The following is an 18,916-nucleotide window of genomic DNA, read 5'->3' as shown; positions in this document are numbered from 1 at the left end:
AGTACCCTGTGGCCGCGCTTGGGATCTCGTAGGAGTCGTAGCGGCGCTACGAGACGATGTTCACGGCACGTGCAGCAACGATGAGCAACGTGACCGCTGCGATCAGGGACTCGACGCCCATGAACAGCTTCGCCCGGTGCGTGAGCGGCATCGCGTCAGTGGGGCTGAATGCAATCGAGTTGGTCAGCGCGAGGTAGAGGTAGTCCTTCAATCTGGGTGCCCACCCGGGCGCAGCAAGGTGCGCATTTTCGTCCTGCGGGAACTGGAAGTCGGGCGTACTTCTACCGGATGCAAGCGCTCTCGAGACCGGCCCGCCGCAGTCGGCCTCCCAGAAGACGAGCGAAAACGTGATCACGTTCACGACCAGCACGACGCCGGCGCTCGCGAGGAGCTGGCCGCCAGTCAGATCGTCTTGGCCCGCGAGCAGGGAACCGAGCACGAGGCTGATACCGGTGAGATTCGCCGCGACGAGGAGACCGAGGAGTGACAGCGCAAGCTTGCGTCGGTGCTCGCTACCGACGCCCAGCCGACCGAAGCCGAGGGCAAAGACGAGCGCGAGAAGTAACGCAGGAGCGGCGAGCACGCTCCAGACCCACCAATCGTGGTCGGAGAGTAGGCGCCAGTCGCTCCAGGCGCTCGCCGCTGCAAGAGCGATGTCGGCGACGGCCGCGGCGAGAACGAACGGAACCGCCTCGCGCCGCGCATCGCGTTGCGCCTGGTCGAGTCGACCGTCGTTCATCCCTGATCGTTCGACACCCGGACGCTTCGCCCTGCGCTTGGTCGTGGCGCCGGACGTGCGCGATTGCGCCTCGTGTGGCGGAAGGAGCGGCGCGACTAGGGCGCTACGACGCGCTCGACGTCGACCAGATGTTGACCGAGCTCTCCGGGGCGATACGGTCGATCTCCTCGAGCTCCTCGGATGTGAAGGAGAGGTTGTCGAGCGCTCCAAGATTCTGTTCGAGCTGCGCCACGCTGCTCGCACCGATCAGCGTCGACGTGATACGCGCGTCACGAAGCGTCCACGCGAGCGCCATCTCGGCGAGCGACTGCCCACGACCCCCGGCGATCGTTGCAAGGGCACGCACCTTATCGAGAGCCTCGTCGGTGATCGTGCTCGGTGCGAGTGACTCGTTGCGGCTCGCGCGCGATCCCTCCGGAATCCCGCTCAGGTAGCGATCGGTGAGGAGGCCCTGCGCCAGGGGCGAAAACGTGATGCACCCGACTCCGAGCTCGCCGATCGCATCGATCAGGTCGGGCTCGATCCAGCGGTTGAGCAGCGAGTACGACGGCTGATGGATCAGGAGCGGCGTCCCGAAGTCGGAGAGGATCGCGGCGGCCTCACGCGTCTTCGCCGCCGAGTAGGACGAGATCCCAACGTACAGTGCCTTGCCCTGGCGCACCGCCGTGTCGAGCGCTCCCATCGTCTCCTCGAGCGGCGTCGTCGGGTCGACTCGGTGCGAGTAGAAGATGTCGACGTAGTCGAGCCCCATCCGGCTGAGGCTCTGATCCAGGCTCGCGAGCAGGTACTTGCGTGAGCCACCGTCGCCGTACGGCCCCGGCCACATGTCGTACCCCGCCTTGGTCGAGATGACGATCTCGTCGCGGTACGGCGCGAGATCCTCCCGCAGGAGACGCCCGAAGTTCTCCTCGGCAGAGCCGTACGGGGGGCCGTAGTTGTTCGCCAGATCGAAGTGCGTGACGCCGAGATCGAAGGCCCGCCGAACGATCGCGCGCCCGGTCTCGATCGGGCGATCGCCGCCGAAGTTGTGCCACAGCCCGAGGGAGACCGCCGGAAGCGCGAGGCCACTCGTGCCACAACGCCTGTACTGGATGCTGTCGTATCGGTCTGCCGCGGCAACGTAGGTCATCGGCTGTCCTTTCCGAGTTCGGGGAGAGAACCTAGCCGATCCCGGGACAGCAGCGACCTGCTCTCCCGATCCCGTAGGATCGGATCAATGGAGGAACGCGCCCTGGGACGAACCGGCGTCTCGATCACACGGATTATCCTGGGCTGCGGGAACTTTGGCGGAGTCGGCTCCTCACCAGCCTTCTTCGGCCGGGGAACGACGAAGGACGACGCCTTCCGCCTCATGGATGCCGCCTGGGACCGCGGGATCACGACGTTCGACACAGCCGACGCGTATGGCGGCGGGCGGAGCGAGAGCTTCATCGGTGAGTGGCTCCGGACGAAGAGCGCAGAGGTACGTGACCGGCTCGTGATCGCGACCAAGACGTTCAATCCGATGGATGACAACGAGGATCACGGACTCGGCCGCGCCCGCATCCACCGCCAACTCGACTCGAGCCTGCAGCGCCTCGGTGTCGACCGTGTCGCCCTCTATCTCGCGCACGATTTCGACCCTGTGACGCCGCAGGAGGAGACCCTGGAGGCCTTCGCCGATGGCATCCGCGCGGGGAAGATCGGTGCCGTTGGCGCTTCGAACTTCCGCGCCGAGCAGCTCGCAGAGGCGCTCGAGATCTCGATGCTCGAGGGCCTGCCACGGTACGAGTGGGTTCAGAACGGTTTCTCGCTCCTCGAACAACGTGACCTCGAGACCGTCTTCCCCCTCCTTCGCGAGTACGGGCTCGGCTACACACCGTTCAGCCCACTCGCTGGCGGTTGGCTCACGGGAAAGTACCGTCGCAACGAACCTCCTCCTGCCGGGTCGCGAATGACGCTCAGGCCCGAGCCTTACGCGGGTTATTCGTCCGATCGTGTCTTCGATGCACTCGAGGAGCTCGAGAGCGACGCTGCGACCCGGGGCATGTCGATGGCCGGGCTCGCGCTCGCCTGGGCGCTTTCCATTCCCGAGCTGACGGGGGTCGTGATCGGCCCCGGCCGCGCCGAGCACCTGGCTCCCGCCTTCGAGGCTCTCGAGATTGACCTTTCCCCGACCGACCGCGACAACCTGACGGAGGTGTTCACTTGAGTGTTCTCGTTCTCTCCGAGCACGACGTGCGTGAGCTACTCGACATGGAGTCCTGCATCGCGGCGATGGAGGACGTCCTCGCACGGCTTGCGCGTGGCGAGCTGACGAATCCACTGCGTTCGCTGATGCTGCCGCCAGGCCCGGCCGCGATGGGATTGATGCCGGCACATTCGGCCGGTGACGAGCCCGTCTTTTCCCTGAAGGAGATCGTCGTCGCCCCGGGGAACCCTGAGCGGGGCCTCGACCCCCACCAGGGATCCGTGATCCTCCACGACGGCGCAACCGGCCAGCTGATCGCGGTGATCAACGCGTCTCCGATCACGGAGATCAGAACTGCGGCGGTCTCCGGAGTTGCAACGAAGCTCCTCGCACGCCCGGACTCCCGAATCGTCGCGATTCTCGGCTCCGGAGTTCAGGGGCGCTCCCACGTCGACGCTATGCAGACCGTGCTCGACGACCCGATCATCCGGATCTGGAGCCGTAACCCCTCCCATGCGGAGGCACTTGCGCTCGAGACCCACTCGCTCGTTGCGACCTCGGTCGAGGAGGCGCTCGACGGCGCCGACGTGGTGTGCACCGCCACCTCGGCGAGCGAGCCGATCGTCGAGGCGAAGTGGCTTGCGCCGGGAACGCACATCAACGCAGCGGGAGCCTTCCCGAACGGGAAGGCACGCGAGCTCAGCTCGGAGACGGTTGCTGCGGCTCGCTTCTTCGTCGATCGCCGCGAATCGACGCTCAACGAGTCCGGCGATTTCCTCGTCGCGGCCGCCGAGCTCGGCTTCGGCCCGGAGCACATCATCGCCGAGCTGGGAGAGCTGCTGAACGGCGACGCCACGGGCCGCCGCACCGCTGACGAGCTAACCATCTTCAAGTCGATGGGAATCGCGTCGGAGGATCTCGCCGCCGCACAGCTTCTCGTGGCGCGCGCCCGCGAGCGCGGCCTCGGCAGCGAGGTCGACTTCTGATCCCGCTCGCGGCGATCGAGGCAGCACGCGAGCGAATCGCCGATGTAGCGATCCGCACGCCGCTCGTGCGCCTCAATGCGCCGGAGTCTCAGGCCGAGATCTGGCTCAAGCTCGAGTGCCTCCAGCCGATCGGCTCGTTCAAGATCCGCGGAGCCGCCAACGCGATCCGAAGTGCGCCTCCGGGAGCGATCGCGGGAGGCGTCCTGACGACGAGTGCCGGCAACATGGCCCAGGGCGTCGCCTGGATCGCCCGCGAGGAAGGAGTGCCGGCCACGGTCGTCGCCCCCGACCACGCTCCACAGACCAAGCTCGACGCGATCGCGCGGCTCGGGGGCACCGTGATCAAGGTGCCGTTCGAGACGTGGTGGGAGACGATGGAGAACGGGGAGTATCCCGGGGTCGACGGCTACTTCGTCCATCCCGTTCTCGACGATGCCGTGATGGCCGGGAACGGCACGATCGGGCTCGAGCTCGTCGAGGATCTTGACGAGATCGACACGGTGCTCGTGCCATGGGGTGGCGGTGGACTGACAACGGGGATTGCGAGCGCGCTCGCTGCGCTCAGCCCGGCGACGAAGGTGCTCGCCTGTGAACCGGAGACCGGCGCACCCTTCGCGGCGTCACTTGCCGAAGGCAAACCGGTCGGGGTCGACTACAGAGCCTCCTTCGTCGACGGAGCGGGCGGCAAGGCCCTGCTCCCCGCGATGTGGGAGAAGGCCCGGCCGCTCGTCTCCGGTGGCGTGACGTTGACGCTCGAGGAAACGGCCGGCGCGATCAGACTCCTCGCCGACCGGGCAAGCGTCGTCGCCGAAGGAGCAGGCGCTCTCTCTGTCGCCGCGGCGCTGTCGGGGCGGGCCGACACAGGGCGAATCGTGTGCATCGTCTCCGGGGGAAACATCGACGCGACCCGCCTCGCCGCGATCCTCGGCGGCCACATGCCGGGCTAGCGCCGCCGGCGCCCCGCGCGAGAGCTGATGTGAGAACCGCCTCCCTCACTGCGATCCGTCGAATCACGATTTCGGCGCAGGGCTATGCCGCCCGGTCGCGAACCGGAACGCCCCGCGAGGTCGAGGAGACGATTCGCCGACTCTCGTGCGTGCAGCTCGACTCGATCTCGGCAGTCGAGCGCAGCCACCGGATCGCCCTGACCTCGCGTGTCGGCACCTACCGGCCCGGCACGGTGGGGCGCCTTCTCGCGCAGGGCCACGTGTTCGAGTACTGGGCTCACGAGGCGTGCCTGCTGCCGATCGAGGACTGGCCGCTGTTCGCCGCCCAGATGCACCAGGGTGGGCGCGGGTGGTACGGCGCCGTTGGAGAAACGCACCCGCACCTCGCCGAGGAGATCGTTGCCGAGATCCGGGAGCGCGGGCCGCTCGGCTCACGACACTTCGACGGAACGAGCGAAGGCGGGATGTGGAGCTGGAAGCCGGCGAAGGCCATGCTCGACCGGCTCTGGAATCACGGAGATCTGGTGATCGCCGGGCGCCAGGGATTCCAGCGGCTCTACGACCTCCCGGAGCGCGTGATTCCGAAGCCGCTCCTCGACGCCCCCGTGCCCGACGAGACCGAGCGTCTGCGCACGCTCACCGTGAAGGCGGTCGCCGCGCGCGGCGCACTGACGGAAGCCGGCGTCGTCGAGCACTGGCGACTCCGAGGCGGGATCGCACGGATTCGCCCCATCGTCGACTCACTCGTGGTTGACGGCGTTCTCGAGCGGCTTCGCGTGGAGGATGACGGCTCTCCTGTCCTCGTCACCGCAGGCGCCGACCTCGACCGGGCGTCACCCTCGGCGTCCGTGCTGCTCTCCCCGTTCGACAACCTGCTGTGGGATCGGCCGTTCGCGCGTCGCGTACTCGACTTCGACCACCTGATCGAGGTCTACAAGAAGCAGCACGAACGACAGTACGGCTACTACGTCCTCCCGTTCCTCCGCGGTGACCGCATCGTCGGTCGGGCCGACCTGAAGTCCGAGCGAACCGAAGGCGCGCTCGTGCTGAAGGCATTCCACCGTGAGCGCGGCGTTCGCGCCTCCGCCGCCCTCGACGATGCACTCGACCGCGCACTCGACCGCCTGCGTCGCGCCTGCGGCCTCGAGTCGGTGCGCCGCTAGCCGACCGACGAGTACGATCACCTGATGGACTTCGAAACACGCGCGATTCACGTTGGGCAGGAGCCCGATCCAACGACCGGGGCCGTCACGACCCCGATCTACCAGACCTCCACGTATGCGCAGGAGGCGGTGGGAGTGCACAAGGGCTACGACTACGCCCGGGTCGCAAACCCAACCCGAACGGCCCTCGAGGAGTGCCTTGCCTCGCTCGAGGGCGCCGATTTCGGTCACGCGTTCTCGTCGGGCCTCGGTGCCGCGACCACGATCATGCATCTCGTCGATCCGGGCCAGCGCCTCGTCTGCGTCAACGACGTCTACGGGGGCATGTACCGGATGTTCTCGCAGGTGTACGAGCCCAAGGGCTACGTCTTCGACTACGTCACGCCCGACGAGGTCTCGACGAACCTCGCCGCGCACCTCGACGAGCGCACGCGGATCGTCTGGGTCGAGTCTCCCACGAATCCCCTGCTCAACATCGTCGACATCAGGGCGGCAGCCGATGCAGCGCATGCCGCGGGAGCACTCCTCGTCGTCGACAACACATTCGCGACGCCGTATCTCCAGCAGCCGCTCGAGCTCGGAGCGGACATAGTCGTCCACTCGACGACCAAGTACCTCGGAGGGCACTCCGACGTCGTCGGCGGCTTCGCCGCAACGAACGACCCGACAATCTCGGAGCGGCTCCGGTTCCTGCAGAAGTCACTCGGTGCGGTGCCCGGGCCGTTCGACGCCTGGCTCGTCCTGCGCGGCCTGAAGACGCTCGCGGTCCGGATGCGCCAGCACTGCGACAACGCACGGGCGGTCGTCGCGTTCCTCCAGGATCACCCGGCCGTGATCGACGTGCTCTATCCGGGCCTACCACACCACCCCGGACACGAGCTCGCCGCACGCCAGATGCGCGATTTCGGCGGCATGGTCTCGTTCCTGCTCGAGTCCGAGGAGGAAGCGGTCGCGATGGTCGCCCGCACGAAGGTGTGGACGCTCGCCGAGAGCCTCGGCGGGGTCGAGAGCCTGATCGAGCATCCCTTCCGGATGACGCACGCGGCGACCGCAGACGGCCCGTTCGCGTCCCCGAGGAACCTCGTTCGCCTCTCCGCCGGCATCGAGTCGGCCGGCGACCTCGTCGAGGATCTGGCTCAGGCGCTTGCTCCGGTGCCGGTTCCTTCCCACTCGCAGCGGTGAGCGGGTTCAGACTCGGACGCGCGGCTCACCCGTGTTGACACGGAGTCTCGAATGACCACCCGGCCGTGGGCCCCGATCGACCTCCTGCACCAGGGCAACCCTCGTAGCGTCGGCGTCTACCTCGTCGAGACCGACGATGGCCTCGCTCTCTTCGACTGTGGCCCGACGACGGCACTTCCGGCGCTGCGGGTAGGCCTCGCCGCACGCGGATACGAACTCGGCGAGATTCGCCATCTCCTGCTTTCCCACATCCACTTCGATCATGCCGGCGCCGCAGGTGCCATCGTCCGTGAAAACCCGTCAGTGCTCGTTCACGTCTCGGCCGTCGGGGCACCGCACCTTGTCGATCCGACGCGGCTCGAGGCAAGCGCGCGCCGCCTCTACGGCGACACGTTCGACGCCCTCTGGGGCGAGCTCGTCGCCGTCCCGGAAGCGAACGTTCGGGTTGTCGGGGAACGCGTCGTAGGGCTCGCGTGCTTCCCGAGCACCGGGCACGCGAGCCACCACGTCTCGATGCTGCACGAGGACGGCACACTCTACGCGGGCGACTCCGTGGGGGTTCGGATCGAGCCCGCGCGCTTCGTGCTCGCGCCCACACCGCCGCCGGACATCGACCTCGAGGCGTGGGAGGAGACGTTGAAGGAGACGGGACGCCGTGAGCCGACCCGGCTCGCACTGACGCACTTCGGCATCTTCGAAGACGTTTCAGAGCACCTCGCTCGCATGCGAGAGACACTCCACACCTGGAGCGAGCGCGTGGCGCACGGCATGGACGAGGCGACCTTCGTCGCAGCCGGCCGCGCAGACTGCCTCGCCTCCGATCCAGACCAGGTCGAGGACTACGACCACGCCGCTCCGTACTCCCAGTGTTTCCTCGGGCTCGAGCGCTACTGGCGCAAGCGTCTCGAAGCCGCTCCGTAGACGGCGCTCCAGACGCATGTGCCGAACGAGATGCTGTCCCGGGTGTCGGCCTGGGATGCGATCGGTTCGCTCGTCCTCGCTCCCGCCGTGTACGCCGTCATCGGCCCGCTCGCGGACGCAATCGGGATCGAGGCGACACTCTGGATCTGCTCGGGCGTCGTTTTCGTCGCGATCTCGGCCCAGCTGCTCTCCCGCGTCGTGCGCGAGCTGCCGCGACTACCCTCGGCGCAGCCGTAGCGGTCTATTGTTCGTGACGAGATGAAGCGTGAGGGACGCGTCTCCCTGGCGGCCTACCGCTGCCTCTACCCCGAAGCGGTGATCCTCGGTGGAGTCACCGTGCTGCGCGCCGACGCGGCACCAACGAGCCCGATGCTCAATCAGATCGTGGGGTTGGGAGTCGACGCGCCGGCCACCGAAGACGCTCTCGATGCCGCACTCGCCACGATAGGCGACGATGTCAGCTGCTACGTCGCCGTCGCCGCGGAGGCCCGCCCGCCCGAGCTCGTCGACTGGCTGCTTGCTCGCAGTCTCGAGCCGGGTTGGGGCTGGATGTCGTTTCGGCGAGGCCTCGAGGAGATCCCCGAGCGGCCGACCCAACTCACGCTCGTTCGCGTTGGGCCCGTCGAGGCGGAGGCGTTCGGCCGGATCGTCGCGACGGGATACGGTCTGCCGGACGCTGCCGCCGCATGGGCCTCCCGAGCGCACGAGCTGGGCTGGGATTGCTGGCTCGCGGCCGACGGCGACGAGCCGGCTGCGGCGGCCGGGCTGTATGCCTCGGAGGGCGTTGGCTATCTGGGGTTCGCGGCGACGCTGCCCGAGCACCGCGGCAAAGGCGGCCAGAGCGCCCTGCTCGCCGAACGCATTCGCCACGCGCGTGCGATCGGCTGTGACGTCGTCGTGACCGAGACCGGCGAGCGTCGGGACGACCGCCCCTCGAACTCCTACCGCAACATCCTGCGGGCGGGCTTCACGGAGGTCACAGTGAGGGCCAACTGGTTGCGCCCGGCCCAGATCACTTAAACCCCGTAACGAGCCACTGGCGCCGCCGGAAGCGTGCGCCCATCAGCACGAGCCGCGTGACGATCAGCACTGTCAACGACGCCCAGACGCCGCGGACACCCCATTCCGCCCACGAGGAAACGGCAAGCGCACCGGTGAAGACGCCGAATGCGACCACCATCGACAGCGCGAGATACGCGCCGTCGCTCGCTCCGATCAGGATGCCGTCGAGCGCGAACACGGCGCCGTTCAGCGGCTGCATCAATGCAAACAACGGCCAGAGCAGGGCGCATTGTGCGAGCACATCGGGATCGGAGGTGAAGATGCGTGGGATCACGTCCCCGAGCCCTAGGAAGACGAGCGCGAACCCGGTCCCGACGGCGATCGAGAGGCCGATCATCCTCACGCTCGCGGCGAACGCTGCGTCGGGGCGCGTTGCACCGAGCTCCTGCCCGACGATGATCTGGCCCGCGATCGCGATCGCGTCGAGGATCAGGGCGAGAAGAATCCAAAGTTGGAAGGCGACCTGGTGTGCTGCGAGGGGGGCATCCCCGAGCCGCGCGACGACAACACCCGCGAGCAGGAATGCGGCGAGGAGGGCCGTCGTGCGGATGAAGATGAACTTGCCAAGCGAGAGAAGGCGGCGAGCGAGCTCCGGCCGCAGGCCGGCATTCGCGAGACCTACTAGGCGCAGGATTGCGACCACCATCGCGACGCCCATCCCTGTCTGCGCCACGACCGTCCCCCACGCCGAGCCCTCGATCCCGAGGTCGAGGCCGTAGACGAGCACAAGCTCGAGAATCAGGTTGACGACGTTCCCGGCGATGATGATCACGAGCGGCGTCCGCAGATCCGAGATGCCACGGAGGAAGCCCTGACCTCCGATGGCGAGAAAGGCGGACGGGACGCCGAGCGCTGCAATGCGGAGATAGGTCACGGCGTACGCCGCCGTCTGTCCCTCGACGCCGATTGCGTCGACGACGGTCGCGGCGAGAACTGCAACTCCGAGCGCAACCACACAGCCGAAGCCAAGCGAGAGCCAGAGGCACTGCGCGCCGAGGCGCGCCGCTGTCAGATCCTCTCCAGCACCCGTCGCGCGCGCGACCTGCGCCGTCGTCCCGTACTGGAGGAAGTTGAACATCGCAAGTACCGACAGCACGGTCGCCGCGAGGCCGAGCGCCGCGAGCTGGGAGCGACCGAGGTGCCCGACGACCGCCGTGTCGACGAGCACATAGAGGGGCTCGGCGGCCAACGCGCCGAGCGCGGGAATCGCGTACCGGACGATCCGTTGGTCGTATTCCGAGCGCAGCCGCAACGGACTAGTGCGTGCGATGTGCGACGGTCGCGGTCCCGCCTGCCAGGCTCATCCTCACCCGACCAGACTATCGTGGCACGTGAGCGGGCGAAGTTGTGTGGTTCGCCTACACGCTCTACGCTCGATGCTTGGCCGCACCGATCGTTCACCGGCGACTGCTCTTCTCGTGCAACGTCGGCCTCAAGGCGCTGTTCGTCGGCCTGCTCGCCTTCGGCGCCTTCTCCGGGCTCGACCAGTTCGACGGGAAGGCGTTTGGCTGGCGCCTGATCCTCTACCCCATTGCCGCAATCATCGTCCCGGTCGCCTGGCGACTGCGCGGCTCGCCACAGCCCTATCCGTATGCAGCCGACATGCTGCTCGTGGCGCCGTTCCTCGTCGATGTCGCGGGCAACGCGCTCGACCTCTACGACTCGATCGTCTGGTGGGACGACCTCAACCACCTCATGAACTGGGCGTTGCTCTGCGGTGCGCTCGGAGCGGTGCTTCTCAGAACGACGCTTCGCCCGCTCGTGCTCTTTGCCGTGATCGTCGGCTTTGGAGCCGCTGCGGCAATCCTCTGGGAGATCGGCGAGTACTTCGCATTCATCAGAGGCGGGGACGAGGTCGTGACCGCCTACACCGACACGCTCGGGGACGAGATTCTCGGACTCACGGGCGGCGCACTCGCCGCGCTCACCGTGGCCGTCATCGCCCGGCGCCGTGACGCTCGGAGGGCGGGGTGAGGCCCGCGCCCCACCCCACTCTCCCGAATCATCCCGAGATCTCGACGCGGTCGAGCGTGATGGGCGTCTTTGGCTTGTCGCGACCGTCGCGTTCGACGAGCGAGATGCGATCGACGACGTCCTGTCCAGACGTCAGCTGTCCGAAGACGGTGTGCTTGCCGTCGAGCCATGGTGTCGCCTCGGCGGTGACGATGAAGAACTGCGAGCCGTTCGTGTTCGGACCCGCGTTCGCCATCGCGAGCGCGCCCTTGACGACCTTGTGGTCGTTGAACTCGTCCTCGAACTGGTAGCCCGGGCCGCCGGTGCCCGTGCCTTCCGGACACCCGCCCTGGATCATGAAGTCGGGGATCACGCGATGGAAGATCAACCCGTCGTAGAAGCCCTCTCCTGCGAGCTTCGTAAAGTTCTCGACGGTCTTCGGTGCATCTTCCGGGAAGAGCTCGACCTCGATCGAACCCTCACTTGTGTGGAGCGTTGCCTGTGTCATGGCGCGACGCTAGCAAGTCCCTGCTGCTTAACGGCCGATGAACATACGTGCGGGGACAGCGTCCTAGACTCTGACGATGGCAACTACCGTGCCACTCTCGACCCTCCCGTCCGGGGAAGCATCGGAGGAGCTGGCGCGCTCGTGGCGTCGCCTCACACGCGTCGCGACCGTTGTCGCGGCGATGACGGCCCCGGCGCTGTTCGTCTGGTTCAACCAGCAGAACGGCTGGAGTTGGTGGGTTTCGCTCCTCGCTGCACTCGGGACCGTGATCGTTTTCCGCGGGTTCGCCGATCTCATCTTCCGCCGGCTGATCCCCTGGCCGAGTCTCTTCGGCGTCGCGAGCGCGTCACTCCGCGAGGCCGACGTCGTCGGACGGCGGCGCGCCTGGTTCTGGCGCTTCTGGTTCAAGCTGGCGCTGATCGTCTCGAGCGCGATCTCGATCACCTGGCTGTTCGTCGGCGGAACGTGGTGGGGAGCTGCCGGGACGATGGTGGATGCGATCGGCAACCTCCTCACGAATCCGACGCTGTGGATGCAGGCCGCCTTCGTCTTCTTCCTCTTCTTCGCGAACTTCGCGATCATGTTCGGCCCGCTGCTGATGATGAACCTGTCGCAGATGCAGTCCTTCGAGCCGGGTGATGCCGAATGGGGCGTGAAGCTCGAGGACGTGCGTGGCCAGACCGAGGCGAAGGAAGAGGTCCGCCGCGTCGTCGACATCTGGCAGTCCGGTGATCACTTCGAGCGGGCCGGCGGCAAGCGGGAGCGCGGCCTCTTGCTCTTCGGTGCGCCTGGCACCGGCAAGACCATGCTCGCGAAGGCGATCGCAACCGGGTTCAACTCACCGTTCATCTCCATGCCCGGCTCCGGTTTCGCGGCGACGTTCATCGGGATCGACGCGATCGTCGTGCGCGTACTCGCGCGGCGCGCGAAGAAGCTCGCTCGCAAGTGGGGCGGCCAGTGCATCGTCTTCATCGACGAGATCGATGCCGTCGGGATGCGGCGGCAATCGCTCGGAACCGGGTCTGTCGGGTTCGAGCCTCTTCAGTCCGGCAACTCGGAGGAGCTGCTCTTCTTCGGGCCGCTCGGCTCCCGCGACCCCTCGGGTGACCTGATCGTCGAGACGCGGGCCTGGCGCGATCGGCTCTTCGACTCGCGCGCACCGCAGCCGATCGGGGTCTCCGGCTTCCAGCTGCGCATGGCAAGCGTCTTCAACTTCATGTTCCCGGGCGGGATGGGCGGGATGGGCGGCGGGATGGCGCTCAACCAGCTGCTCGTCGTGATGGACGGCATCGACAACCCGCCGTTCATGCGGCGCTACTCGACGAGCAAGCTCAACACCCTGCTCGACGCGACGTTCATCATTCCCCGGTCGATCGGCAAGGTGAAGCTCCGCCTTCCAGCCGCGCGGCCGCGCAACGATCAGATCTACTTCATCGGCGCGACGAACGTCCCCATCGACCGTCTCGATCCGGCACTCATTCGCCCGGGACGGATGGGCCGCCACGTCTGGTTCCGCACGCCGAGCAAGCAGGATCGCCTCGACATCCTCGATCTCTACATCGGCAAGGTGTCGCACGACGACGAGCTCGACTCGCCGACGCGCCGGGACGAGATCGCGCGAATCATGAGCGGCTATTCCCCGGCGATGATCGAGCAAGCTATCTCGATGGCGCTGACGATCGCCCATCACACGGGAAGCCAGGGCTTCGGGTGGGACGATCTCGTCGAGGCGGTGACGACGCTCGACGCCGGCACCGCGAGCGGGTCCGAGTACATCCCGATGGAGCGGCGCGCCGTCGCGATCCACGAAGCGGGCCACGCGGTCGCCGGGCACGTGTACCTGACCGGGCGGGAATCGACCCGGCTGACGATCAAGAAGCGGGGCGATCAGGGCGTCGGCGGGCACCACTGGATGATCGAGAAGGAGGAGCGGCTCTTCTCGTTCCAGCACGAGATGTTCCACGATATCGTCTGGGGGCTCGGCGCGATGGCGGCCGAGCGGATCGTCTACGGCGAGAACTCGAACGGCGTCGGCGGCGACGTCGCAGGCGTTACGGCACGCGCGGCGCTCATGGTGGGTCGGGCCGCGATGGGGCCGCAGCCGTTCCGCGTCACGCCGAGGAACGGCGAGAGCGAGGAGCAGGCACGCAAGGAGGTGCTCGACCGGTTCGAGAAGATCGGACTGCAGATCATGGCGCGCGCGGGTGGCGGCGGTCCGTTCGACGCCGATCCGATCGCCGGCGTCCTCGGTGATCCGGCGAAGAGGATCGTCGCGGCCCAGATCCTCGGACAGGCATATGTGACCGCCCACAACCTGGCACTCGCGAATCGCGCCGGAATCGAGGCGATTGCGGATGCGCTCGAAGCGAAGCTCGAGATCATGGGCGACGAGCTCCTTCGCCTGCTCGAATCCGCAGAGATCACGATTCCCGAGCTCGACCTTGCAGACGAGGCGGTCTGGCCTCCCCTCGAGTTCTCCGCAGCCGTTGGCCGTGGCCCGCAGCCACCCGGTTTCGGCACACCGGTGGAGCAGCGATCGTGACCGAGACGCCGACGCCCGGGGATGAGGCGCCCGTCTTCATCGACGCCGAGCCCGCTCAGCCGATAGGCGCCTCCGACCGGCCGTCGCGTGGCGACCGCGCGCGCAGCGCGGCGTATAGCTCGCGCTTCACCATCGTCTACATCACGCTTGCGCTCGTAGCCGGCATCGGAGTCGGTGCTTTCGTCGTGCAGATGGGCCGTCCTGACCCCGCCCCACCGGCGAGGTGGTCGAATTGGGAGCCGACCGGCAGCGAAACCGCTCAGGCCCGCCAGATCGCGAATCGGGTAGCGAAGTCCTATCGCCTGGAGGGCGGCCAGCAACTGGCCGCGGCGATCGTCAGTCCACCGCGCATCACGAGTGGAGACGGCGATGTGCCCGTGAGCACGATCGCGATTCGCCCCGACACGTCGACCGGGCAGAATGAAGAGGGCGAGTTCGACGTGATCCCGACCGACAAGAGCCTGCAGTTCGTCCTCTGTGGACTCGGGACCGGCTGTTCGATCGCGAGCGGCGCTCCCTCGGAGGGGCGGCAGGCGCTTCTCCGCCGCGAGGCCCTCGAGCTCGCGCTCTACACCTTCAAGTACGTCGATGGCATCGAGTCGGTCTCGGTCTTCCTTCCGCCGCGCCCCGACGGTGAGGCGGCGCCTACCTCAGTGTTCCTCAAGAGAAGCGACGTGAGCTCCATGTTACGGAAGCCTCTCTACGCGACGATCGCTCCGAAGACGCCGACCGTGGGGACGATGCCTCAGCGTGAAATCGACCTCGTCGACCAGCTCACGCTGCCGAGGCTCTACTCGTTCGACGTCCAGCGTGCCCAGGACGGAAGCGCAGTGCTCGTCTACGACCCGGTTGTCCTCGGCGCGTAATCCGCGGCTCGTCGCCGCCAAGGCGCGTCTCGACCGGCTCGACTGGTGGCGGACGCCGGTGCGCATCGAGGGACTACGGCTCTACACAACCCCGTGGTTCTTCCGGCTGCCGTGGCTTCGTCGCTTCGACGGGTACGCCTTCCACCGCGTGATCCTCCTCCGCTCCGACGACGTCTCGGACGACCTCGTCACTCACGAGTTGTGCCACGTCTGGCAGATGCAGCATCGGCCGATCCGGATGCCCCTGAGCTACCTCGGAACCGGGTACGCGAACAACCCGTACGAGCGGCAAGCGCGCGCCGCAGCCGTGGCAACGCGGTCAGATGGTGGTCAGAACGAGCCTGTTGCCTGACGGGTCCGTGACGGATGTCCGTTCGTCGCACCCGTCGTATCCCGCTTCCGCGAGAGATCTCCACACGGCGTCGAGCTCGTTCTGATCGGAAAGGACGACGGAGAACGAGCGTAGGCCGCGCGCGCCCGCGGGCGGCGCCGGCGCGCCGACAGCGGCCCACGTGTTGAGCCCGAGATGGTGGTGATACCCGCCAGCAGACACGAAGAGCGCACCGGGATAAGCGCGCACGGTCACGTCGAACCCGAGCGTCTCGACGTAGAACGCCTCGGCTCCCGGAAGGTCCGCGACCTGGAGGTGGACGTGCCCGATTCGCGTGCCGCTCACCATTCCGTCCCCCGCATCTCCGTCCTCGACTCCAGCAAGAACGCCCGCGAGGTCGAGCGGCAATGTGCCCATCCGCAGTTCACCGTTGTCGCTTTCCCATTCTTCGCGTGGCCGGTCGCAGTAGATCTCGATTCCGTTGCCTTCCGGGTCGTCGAGATAGAGCGCCTCGGAGACGAGGTGATCGGACGCACCGGTGAACCTCCACCCTGCCGTCCGAACACGATGAACTGCACGCGCGAGCTCGGCGCGGCCCGGCACGAGCAGCGCGAGATGAAACAGGCCGGTCGTTCGGGCGGGCCGTACTGGAGCGTCGGGCCGGTGGACGAGCGTGACGAGCGTGGCGCCGTCCTGCGCAACGCCGAGCTCCACGGTGTCATCTGTTCGCCGAAGCTCGCGCAGCCCGATGCCGTCGCAGTAGAAGCTCGCCTGCACCTCAAGATCACCGACCGTGAGTTCGACCGACCCGATCGACGTCGTGGGATCGATCGTCACTGCGCGCGCACCGCGTCTCCGATCCGCACGACACCCGGCTGCTCGACCTGACCCCACACCCCGATTGGCAGCGGCTCCGCGCCGCCGGTTGGGCGATAGCGCTTGAGGATGCGCAGCGTGTCGAGGTCGGGCACGCCCGTGTCTGGATCCTGGGTTGTCACGGCGCATCTGCCGACGACGTCCTCCAGCCGGACGATCGCGTCTCCGATCGCCACGGTGCGACCGAGCCACGTCTCCTCCTCGTGCTCGCCGACGCCCGTGATCGTGAACAGCATCCTGAAGCGCCGGCTGTCTATCGTCTCCCGCTCAGCCTCCAGCGCGAGCCGCTCGAGCGTGGCGGTCGACACGAGCGAGACGCTACCTTCGCTGCCGCGATCGGATCCCGCGCCGGGCTCATCCAACCGCACGAGCCTGAGGTCGCGGCCGACGAAGTCCGAGAGCGCCTGTGCAAACGGGCCTTCGACGAGGCGTCCGCCTGCAGGCCGACCGTAGAAGTCCGTCACGATCGGGGCGCCGAGCGCGACCTCGCTCTCGATCACGCTCCCGCAGGGAAAGCGCAGCGCAAGCGCAGTGCCGTCGGGGTCGCACGTCGCCGCGATCTGGACGAGCGCACCCGCCCTCTTCCCGTTCGCGAGTCGGCCATCCGTCCCGACGAGGTGGAAGCGCCGGTTGTCGCGCACGCCCGTGAGCTCGAGGTCAACCGTGTCGTGGAGCGTGAGGGCGAGACCCTTCACCGGGCAGTACGCAATTTCGCTGACCGACGCCGAGTCCATCAGCGGAGCCTAGCCAGAGACGGCGCGCCTACCCCATCTCGATCTCGGGAGGCAGCCCAAGCCGACCCATTTCGCGCAGATGGAGGAAGTGCGATCGCAACGCCCGTCCGAGCGAGGGATGGAAGGAGTACCGGACATCGTGCTTGAGGCAGTTGCGCCGCACGATCTCGGCGATTTTCGGGTAGTGCGTGTGCGGCACCTTGGGGAAGAGGTGGTGCTCGATCTGGAAGTTGAGCCCGCCGAGCATCCACGTCAGTACGGGATTCCGTGGGCAGAAGTCGACAGTCGTCTCGACCTCGTGAACGGCCCAGATCCGGCGCTCGGTCCGAAGCTCGTCCGCAGAGGCGAAGGAGGCCTCCTCGACGCAGTGTGCAAGCTGAAACGTCGTCGCCATGATCAGGCTCGTGATCATCGTGAAGAAGACGTACGCGGCAAGAACGCCCCACCACGGGTAGACGAGCAACGGGATCACGATCGCCCAGGTGATGAAGAAAGCCTTGCCGGCAATGACGCCGAAGAGCGTCCAGCCGCGCGGCCGCTTCAGGGTGCTCTCGCCGACCGTGCCCCGTCTGAAGGCATGCAGGTCACCAACGGTCTGCCAGCGCAACCCCATGAGCGTGTACATCGGCCAGATGTAGTACTGCTGGAAGCGGTACCACGGTCGGGTCGGCTGGGACGGAGCGAAGCGCGCGAGCGGCACCTGTGTTGCGTCGTCGTCGTAGCCGTCGACGTTGGTGTAGGTGTGATGCGCAACGTTGTGCTTGACGCGCCAGGCGTAACTCGAGAAGCCGAGCAACGAGTCGGTCGACCAACCGACGAGATGGTTCCAGCGGCGCTGCTTGAAGTACGAGCCGTGATTCGCGTCGTGCTGAACGCAGAACGCGGTCAGCATCGCGCCGAGCACGAGTCCGACGAGGCAGAGCAATCCGACGATGACACCGGGTTGGGCGAAGATCAGCACCGACCACGAGACGGCGGTGAGCGCGAGTGCGATCGGGGCCTTCGCGTAGAGAACGAGCGCTCCACGGAGGCGGGTGCTGCCGCGCGCGAGGTACGCCTCTACTTCAGCACGCGTGTCCCGGATGAACGCTCCACCGTTGTCAAACGCAAGCTTCGGTACGGCTCCTGCCATGGTGCCTCCCTCTGCGAACGGTTAGGGAGAACGCAGAGGGTATCGCGTCCGGGTGGGGTACGCGGCCAAGCGCCCTGTCGAGAAGAGTGTGGAGTGAATGAAGCAAACCAGGTTGCCAGGAGAGTCTACCCTCGCTGCTGAAACGTGAAACACCTCCGGAGCGGTGGGTGGGCCTGTTCATTGTCCGGGGCCGCGACACGAGCAAGGTTGACGCGCGGCTGGTCGGGCGGATCAGGTCAGCGTCCGGATCTGCAGGATGACGCGACGGCGAATCTCCACCGATGCGCCCATGGCGAAGGGGACAGAACAGCTTGGCAGGTACGATCGTCCGGCCGCCCCCATCGACTAGCGGCCTAGGTCACCACCCTTTCAAGGTGGCTACACGGGTTCGAATCCCGTTGGGGGCATGCGTCTACCGTGGTACGTCAATGTCTGCTCAGCGGCTCGATTCTTGCGATCAGCTCACCGTGTAGCCGAGCTGCCGCTGGATCGCCGCCAGGTCGCACCACACCTGTTCGCGGGCGATCTTGCCGTCACGGATCTCGAACACGTGGAGGAGGCGGAAGCTCACGTCGCCACTGCGCCCGTCGCACAGAAACGGTCGCCCGTCCTCGATCCGGCCGTGCCACAATGATTCGTCGACGACGAAATCCTCCCCGTGATAGCGGCGCAGAGGCTCAACACGCTCACCCTCGATCGAGCCGAAGAGCAGCTCGTAGTAGGCGCGCTGGGACGCCGCGTCGTCGAGCGCTCCGACCGGAGACGGGATCACCTCGTGCACCGCGCCGTCCAGCAACGTGCTCA

General features: G+C 67.1%; 20 protein-coding genes and 1 tRNA gene. 13 read left to right on the top strand and 8 right to left on the bottom strand.

All coding sequences use genetic code 11. The annotated features are described in order from the left end of the window. Window positions 1-46: 46 nt before the first annotated feature. Both ABIR74_RS04855 and mgrA read right to left on the bottom strand, forming a co-directional pair. A complete protein-coding gene (locus tag ABIR74_RS04855; protein WP_348175512.1) occupies window positions 47-739 on the bottom strand; it encodes a hypothetical protein in 693 nt (230 codons plus the stop codon). Between the two features lie 103 nt (window positions 740-842). Then, window positions 843-1,868, bottom strand: a complete 1,026-nt coding sequence (mgrA, locus tag ABIR74_RS04850) for an L-glyceraldehyde 3-phosphate reductase (RefSeq protein ID WP_348175510.1) — start codon at window positions 1,866-1,868, stop codon at window positions 843-845. 87 nt (window positions 1,869-1,955) lie between these two features. Here mgrA and ABIR74_RS04845 point away from each other — a divergent pair, with 87 nt between their 5' ends. Genes ABIR74_RS04845 through ABIR74_RS04810 form a run of 8 tightly spaced genes read left to right on the top strand, consistent with a single transcriptional unit; the run spans window position 1,956 to window position 9,128 of the window. Then, on the top strand, window positions 1,956-2,930 hold the full coding sequence (locus ABIR74_RS04845; RefSeq protein ID WP_348175508.1) for an aldo/keto reductase: 975 nt from the start codon (window positions 1,956-1,958) through the stop codon (window positions 2,928-2,930). Beyond that, the gene (locus ABIR74_RS04840; protein WP_348175507.1) at window positions 2,927-3,895 is read left to right on the top strand and encodes an ornithine cyclodeaminase family protein; all 969 of its coding nucleotides are present in this window, start codon (window positions 2,927-2,929) and stop codon (window positions 3,893-3,895) included. The genes ABIR74_RS04845 and ABIR74_RS04840 overlap by 4 nt, the downstream gene beginning before the upstream one ends. Then, window positions 3,892-4,842: a pyridoxal-phosphate dependent enzyme gene (locus ABIR74_RS04835; RefSeq protein ID WP_348175528.1), complete on the top strand. Its 951-nt coding sequence runs from the start codon at window positions 3,892-3,894 to the stop codon at window positions 4,840-4,842. Before ABIR74_RS04840 ends, ABIR74_RS04835 begins: the two co-directional genes overlap by 4 nt. Window positions 4,843-4,871: 29 nt before the next feature. Continuing rightward, entirely contained in the window at window positions 4,872-6,005 is a 1,134-nt protein-coding gene (locus ABIR74_RS04830; protein WP_348175505.1) for a crosslink repair DNA glycosylase YcaQ family protein, read from the top strand. A gap of 24 nt (window positions 6,006-6,029) precedes the next feature. Beyond that, window positions 6,030-7,187: a cystathionine gamma-synthase gene (locus tag ABIR74_RS04825; protein WP_348175504.1), complete on the top strand. Its 1,158-nt coding sequence runs from the start codon at window positions 6,030-6,032 to the stop codon at window positions 7,185-7,187. Between the two features lie 51 nt (window positions 7,188-7,238). Continuing rightward, window positions 7,239-8,108: an MBL fold metallo-hydrolase gene (locus ABIR74_RS04820; RefSeq protein ID WP_348175502.1), complete on the top strand. Its 870-nt coding sequence runs from the start codon at window positions 7,239-7,241 to the stop codon at window positions 8,106-8,108. 42 nt (window positions 8,109-8,150) lie between these two features. Then, a complete protein-coding gene (locus ABIR74_RS04815; RefSeq protein ID WP_348175500.1) occupies window positions 8,151-8,345 on the top strand; it encodes a hypothetical protein in 195 nt (64 codons plus the stop codon). A gap of 21 nt (window positions 8,346-8,366) precedes the next feature. Next, window positions 8,367-9,128, top strand: coding sequence for a GNAT family N-acetyltransferase (locus tag ABIR74_RS04810; protein ID WP_348175498.1), 762 nt, complete (start codon window positions 8,367-8,369; stop codon window positions 9,126-9,128). Here ABIR74_RS04810 and ABIR74_RS04805 read toward each other — a convergent pair. Further along, window positions 9,121-10,422 carry an MATE family efflux transporter gene (locus tag ABIR74_RS04805; RefSeq protein WP_348175496.1) on the bottom strand — a complete coding sequence of 434 codons (1,302 nt, stop codon included), beginning with the start codon at window positions 10,420-10,422 and terminating at the stop codon, window positions 9,121-9,123. The two genes, ABIR74_RS04810 and ABIR74_RS04805, sit on opposite strands and share 8 nt — an antisense overlap. A gap of 128 nt (window positions 10,423-10,550) precedes the next feature. On the opposite strand from ABIR74_RS04805, the gene ABIR74_RS04800 reads away from it, so the two are divergent. Then, the gene (locus tag ABIR74_RS04800; RefSeq protein WP_348175494.1) at window positions 10,551-11,144 is read left to right on the top strand and encodes a hypothetical protein; all 594 of its coding nucleotides are present in this window, start codon (window positions 10,551-10,553) and stop codon (window positions 11,142-11,144) included. A 28-nt stretch (window positions 11,145-11,172) separates the two neighbouring features. Here the strand turns inward: ABIR74_RS04800 and ABIR74_RS04795 are convergent, their stop codons facing one another. Beyond that, window positions 11,173-11,631 (bottom strand): peptidylprolyl isomerase, encoded by a 459-nt coding sequence (locus ABIR74_RS04795; protein WP_348175492.1) that lies wholly within the window; start codon window positions 11,629-11,631, stop codon window positions 11,173-11,175. A 76-nt stretch (window positions 11,632-11,707) separates the two neighbouring features. Between ABIR74_RS04795 and ABIR74_RS04790 the strand changes: the two genes are divergently transcribed. The 3 genes from ABIR74_RS04790 to ABIR74_RS04780 are packed head-to-tail and all read left to right on the top strand — an operon-like array spanning window position 11,708 to window position 15,391. Continuing rightward, on the top strand, window positions 11,708-14,173 hold the full coding sequence (locus ABIR74_RS04790) for an AAA family ATPase (RefSeq protein WP_348175490.1): 2,466 nt from the start codon (window positions 11,708-11,710) through the stop codon (window positions 14,171-14,173). Then, window positions 14,170-15,039 (top strand): hypothetical protein, encoded by an 870-nt coding sequence (locus ABIR74_RS04785; protein WP_348175488.1) that lies wholly within the window; start codon window positions 14,170-14,172, stop codon window positions 15,037-15,039. The genes ABIR74_RS04790 and ABIR74_RS04785 overlap by 4 nt, the downstream gene beginning before the upstream one ends. Continuing rightward, a complete protein-coding gene (locus ABIR74_RS04780) occupies window positions 15,023-15,391 on the top strand; it encodes a hypothetical protein (RefSeq protein WP_348175486.1) in 369 nt (122 codons plus the stop codon). Before ABIR74_RS04785 ends, ABIR74_RS04780 begins: the two co-directional genes overlap by 17 nt. On the opposite strand, the gene ABIR74_RS04775 is transcribed toward ABIR74_RS04780, so the two are convergent. Genes ABIR74_RS04775 through ABIR74_RS04765 form a run of 3 tightly spaced genes read right to left on the bottom strand, consistent with a single transcriptional unit; the run spans window position 15,359 to window position 18,112 of the window. Continuing rightward, complete coding sequence (locus ABIR74_RS04775) at window positions 15,359-16,207, bottom strand: VOC family protein (protein ID WP_348175484.1); 849 nt, start codon at window positions 16,205-16,207, stop codon at window positions 15,359-15,361. The genes ABIR74_RS04780 and ABIR74_RS04775 overlap by 33 nt on opposite strands. After that, a complete protein-coding gene (locus ABIR74_RS04770) occupies window positions 16,204-16,980 on the bottom strand; it encodes an MOSC N-terminal beta barrel domain-containing protein (protein WP_348175483.1) in 777 nt (258 codons plus the stop codon). Before ABIR74_RS04770 ends, ABIR74_RS04775 begins: the two co-directional genes overlap by 4 nt. A gap of 28 nt (window positions 16,981-17,008) precedes the next feature. After that, window positions 17,009-18,112 carry an acyl-CoA desaturase gene (locus ABIR74_RS04765; RefSeq protein ID WP_348175481.1) on the bottom strand — a complete coding sequence of 368 codons (1,104 nt, stop codon included), beginning with the start codon at window positions 18,110-18,112 and terminating at the stop codon, window positions 17,009-17,011. A 334-nt stretch (window positions 18,113-18,446) separates the two neighbouring features. Here ABIR74_RS04765 and ABIR74_RS04760 point away from each other — a divergent pair. Further along, a tRNA-Glu gene (locus tag ABIR74_RS04760) sits at window positions 18,447-18,519 on the top strand. A 50-nt stretch (window positions 18,520-18,569) separates the two neighbouring features. Here the strand turns inward: ABIR74_RS04760 and ABIR74_RS04755 are convergent. Continuing rightward, a partial coding sequence (locus ABIR74_RS04755) for a nuclear transport factor 2 family protein (protein ID WP_348175479.1) occupies window positions 18,570-18,916 on the bottom strand: 347 nt, incomplete at its 5' end.

Source organism: Gaiella sp. (assembly GCF_039915195.1).
Lineage (GTDB): Bacteria > Actinomycetota > Thermoleophilia > Gaiellales > Gaiellaceae > Gaiella.
The sequence above is the reverse complement of the archived record's forward strand: the minus strand, read 5'-3'. Positions and strand labels throughout refer to the sequence as shown.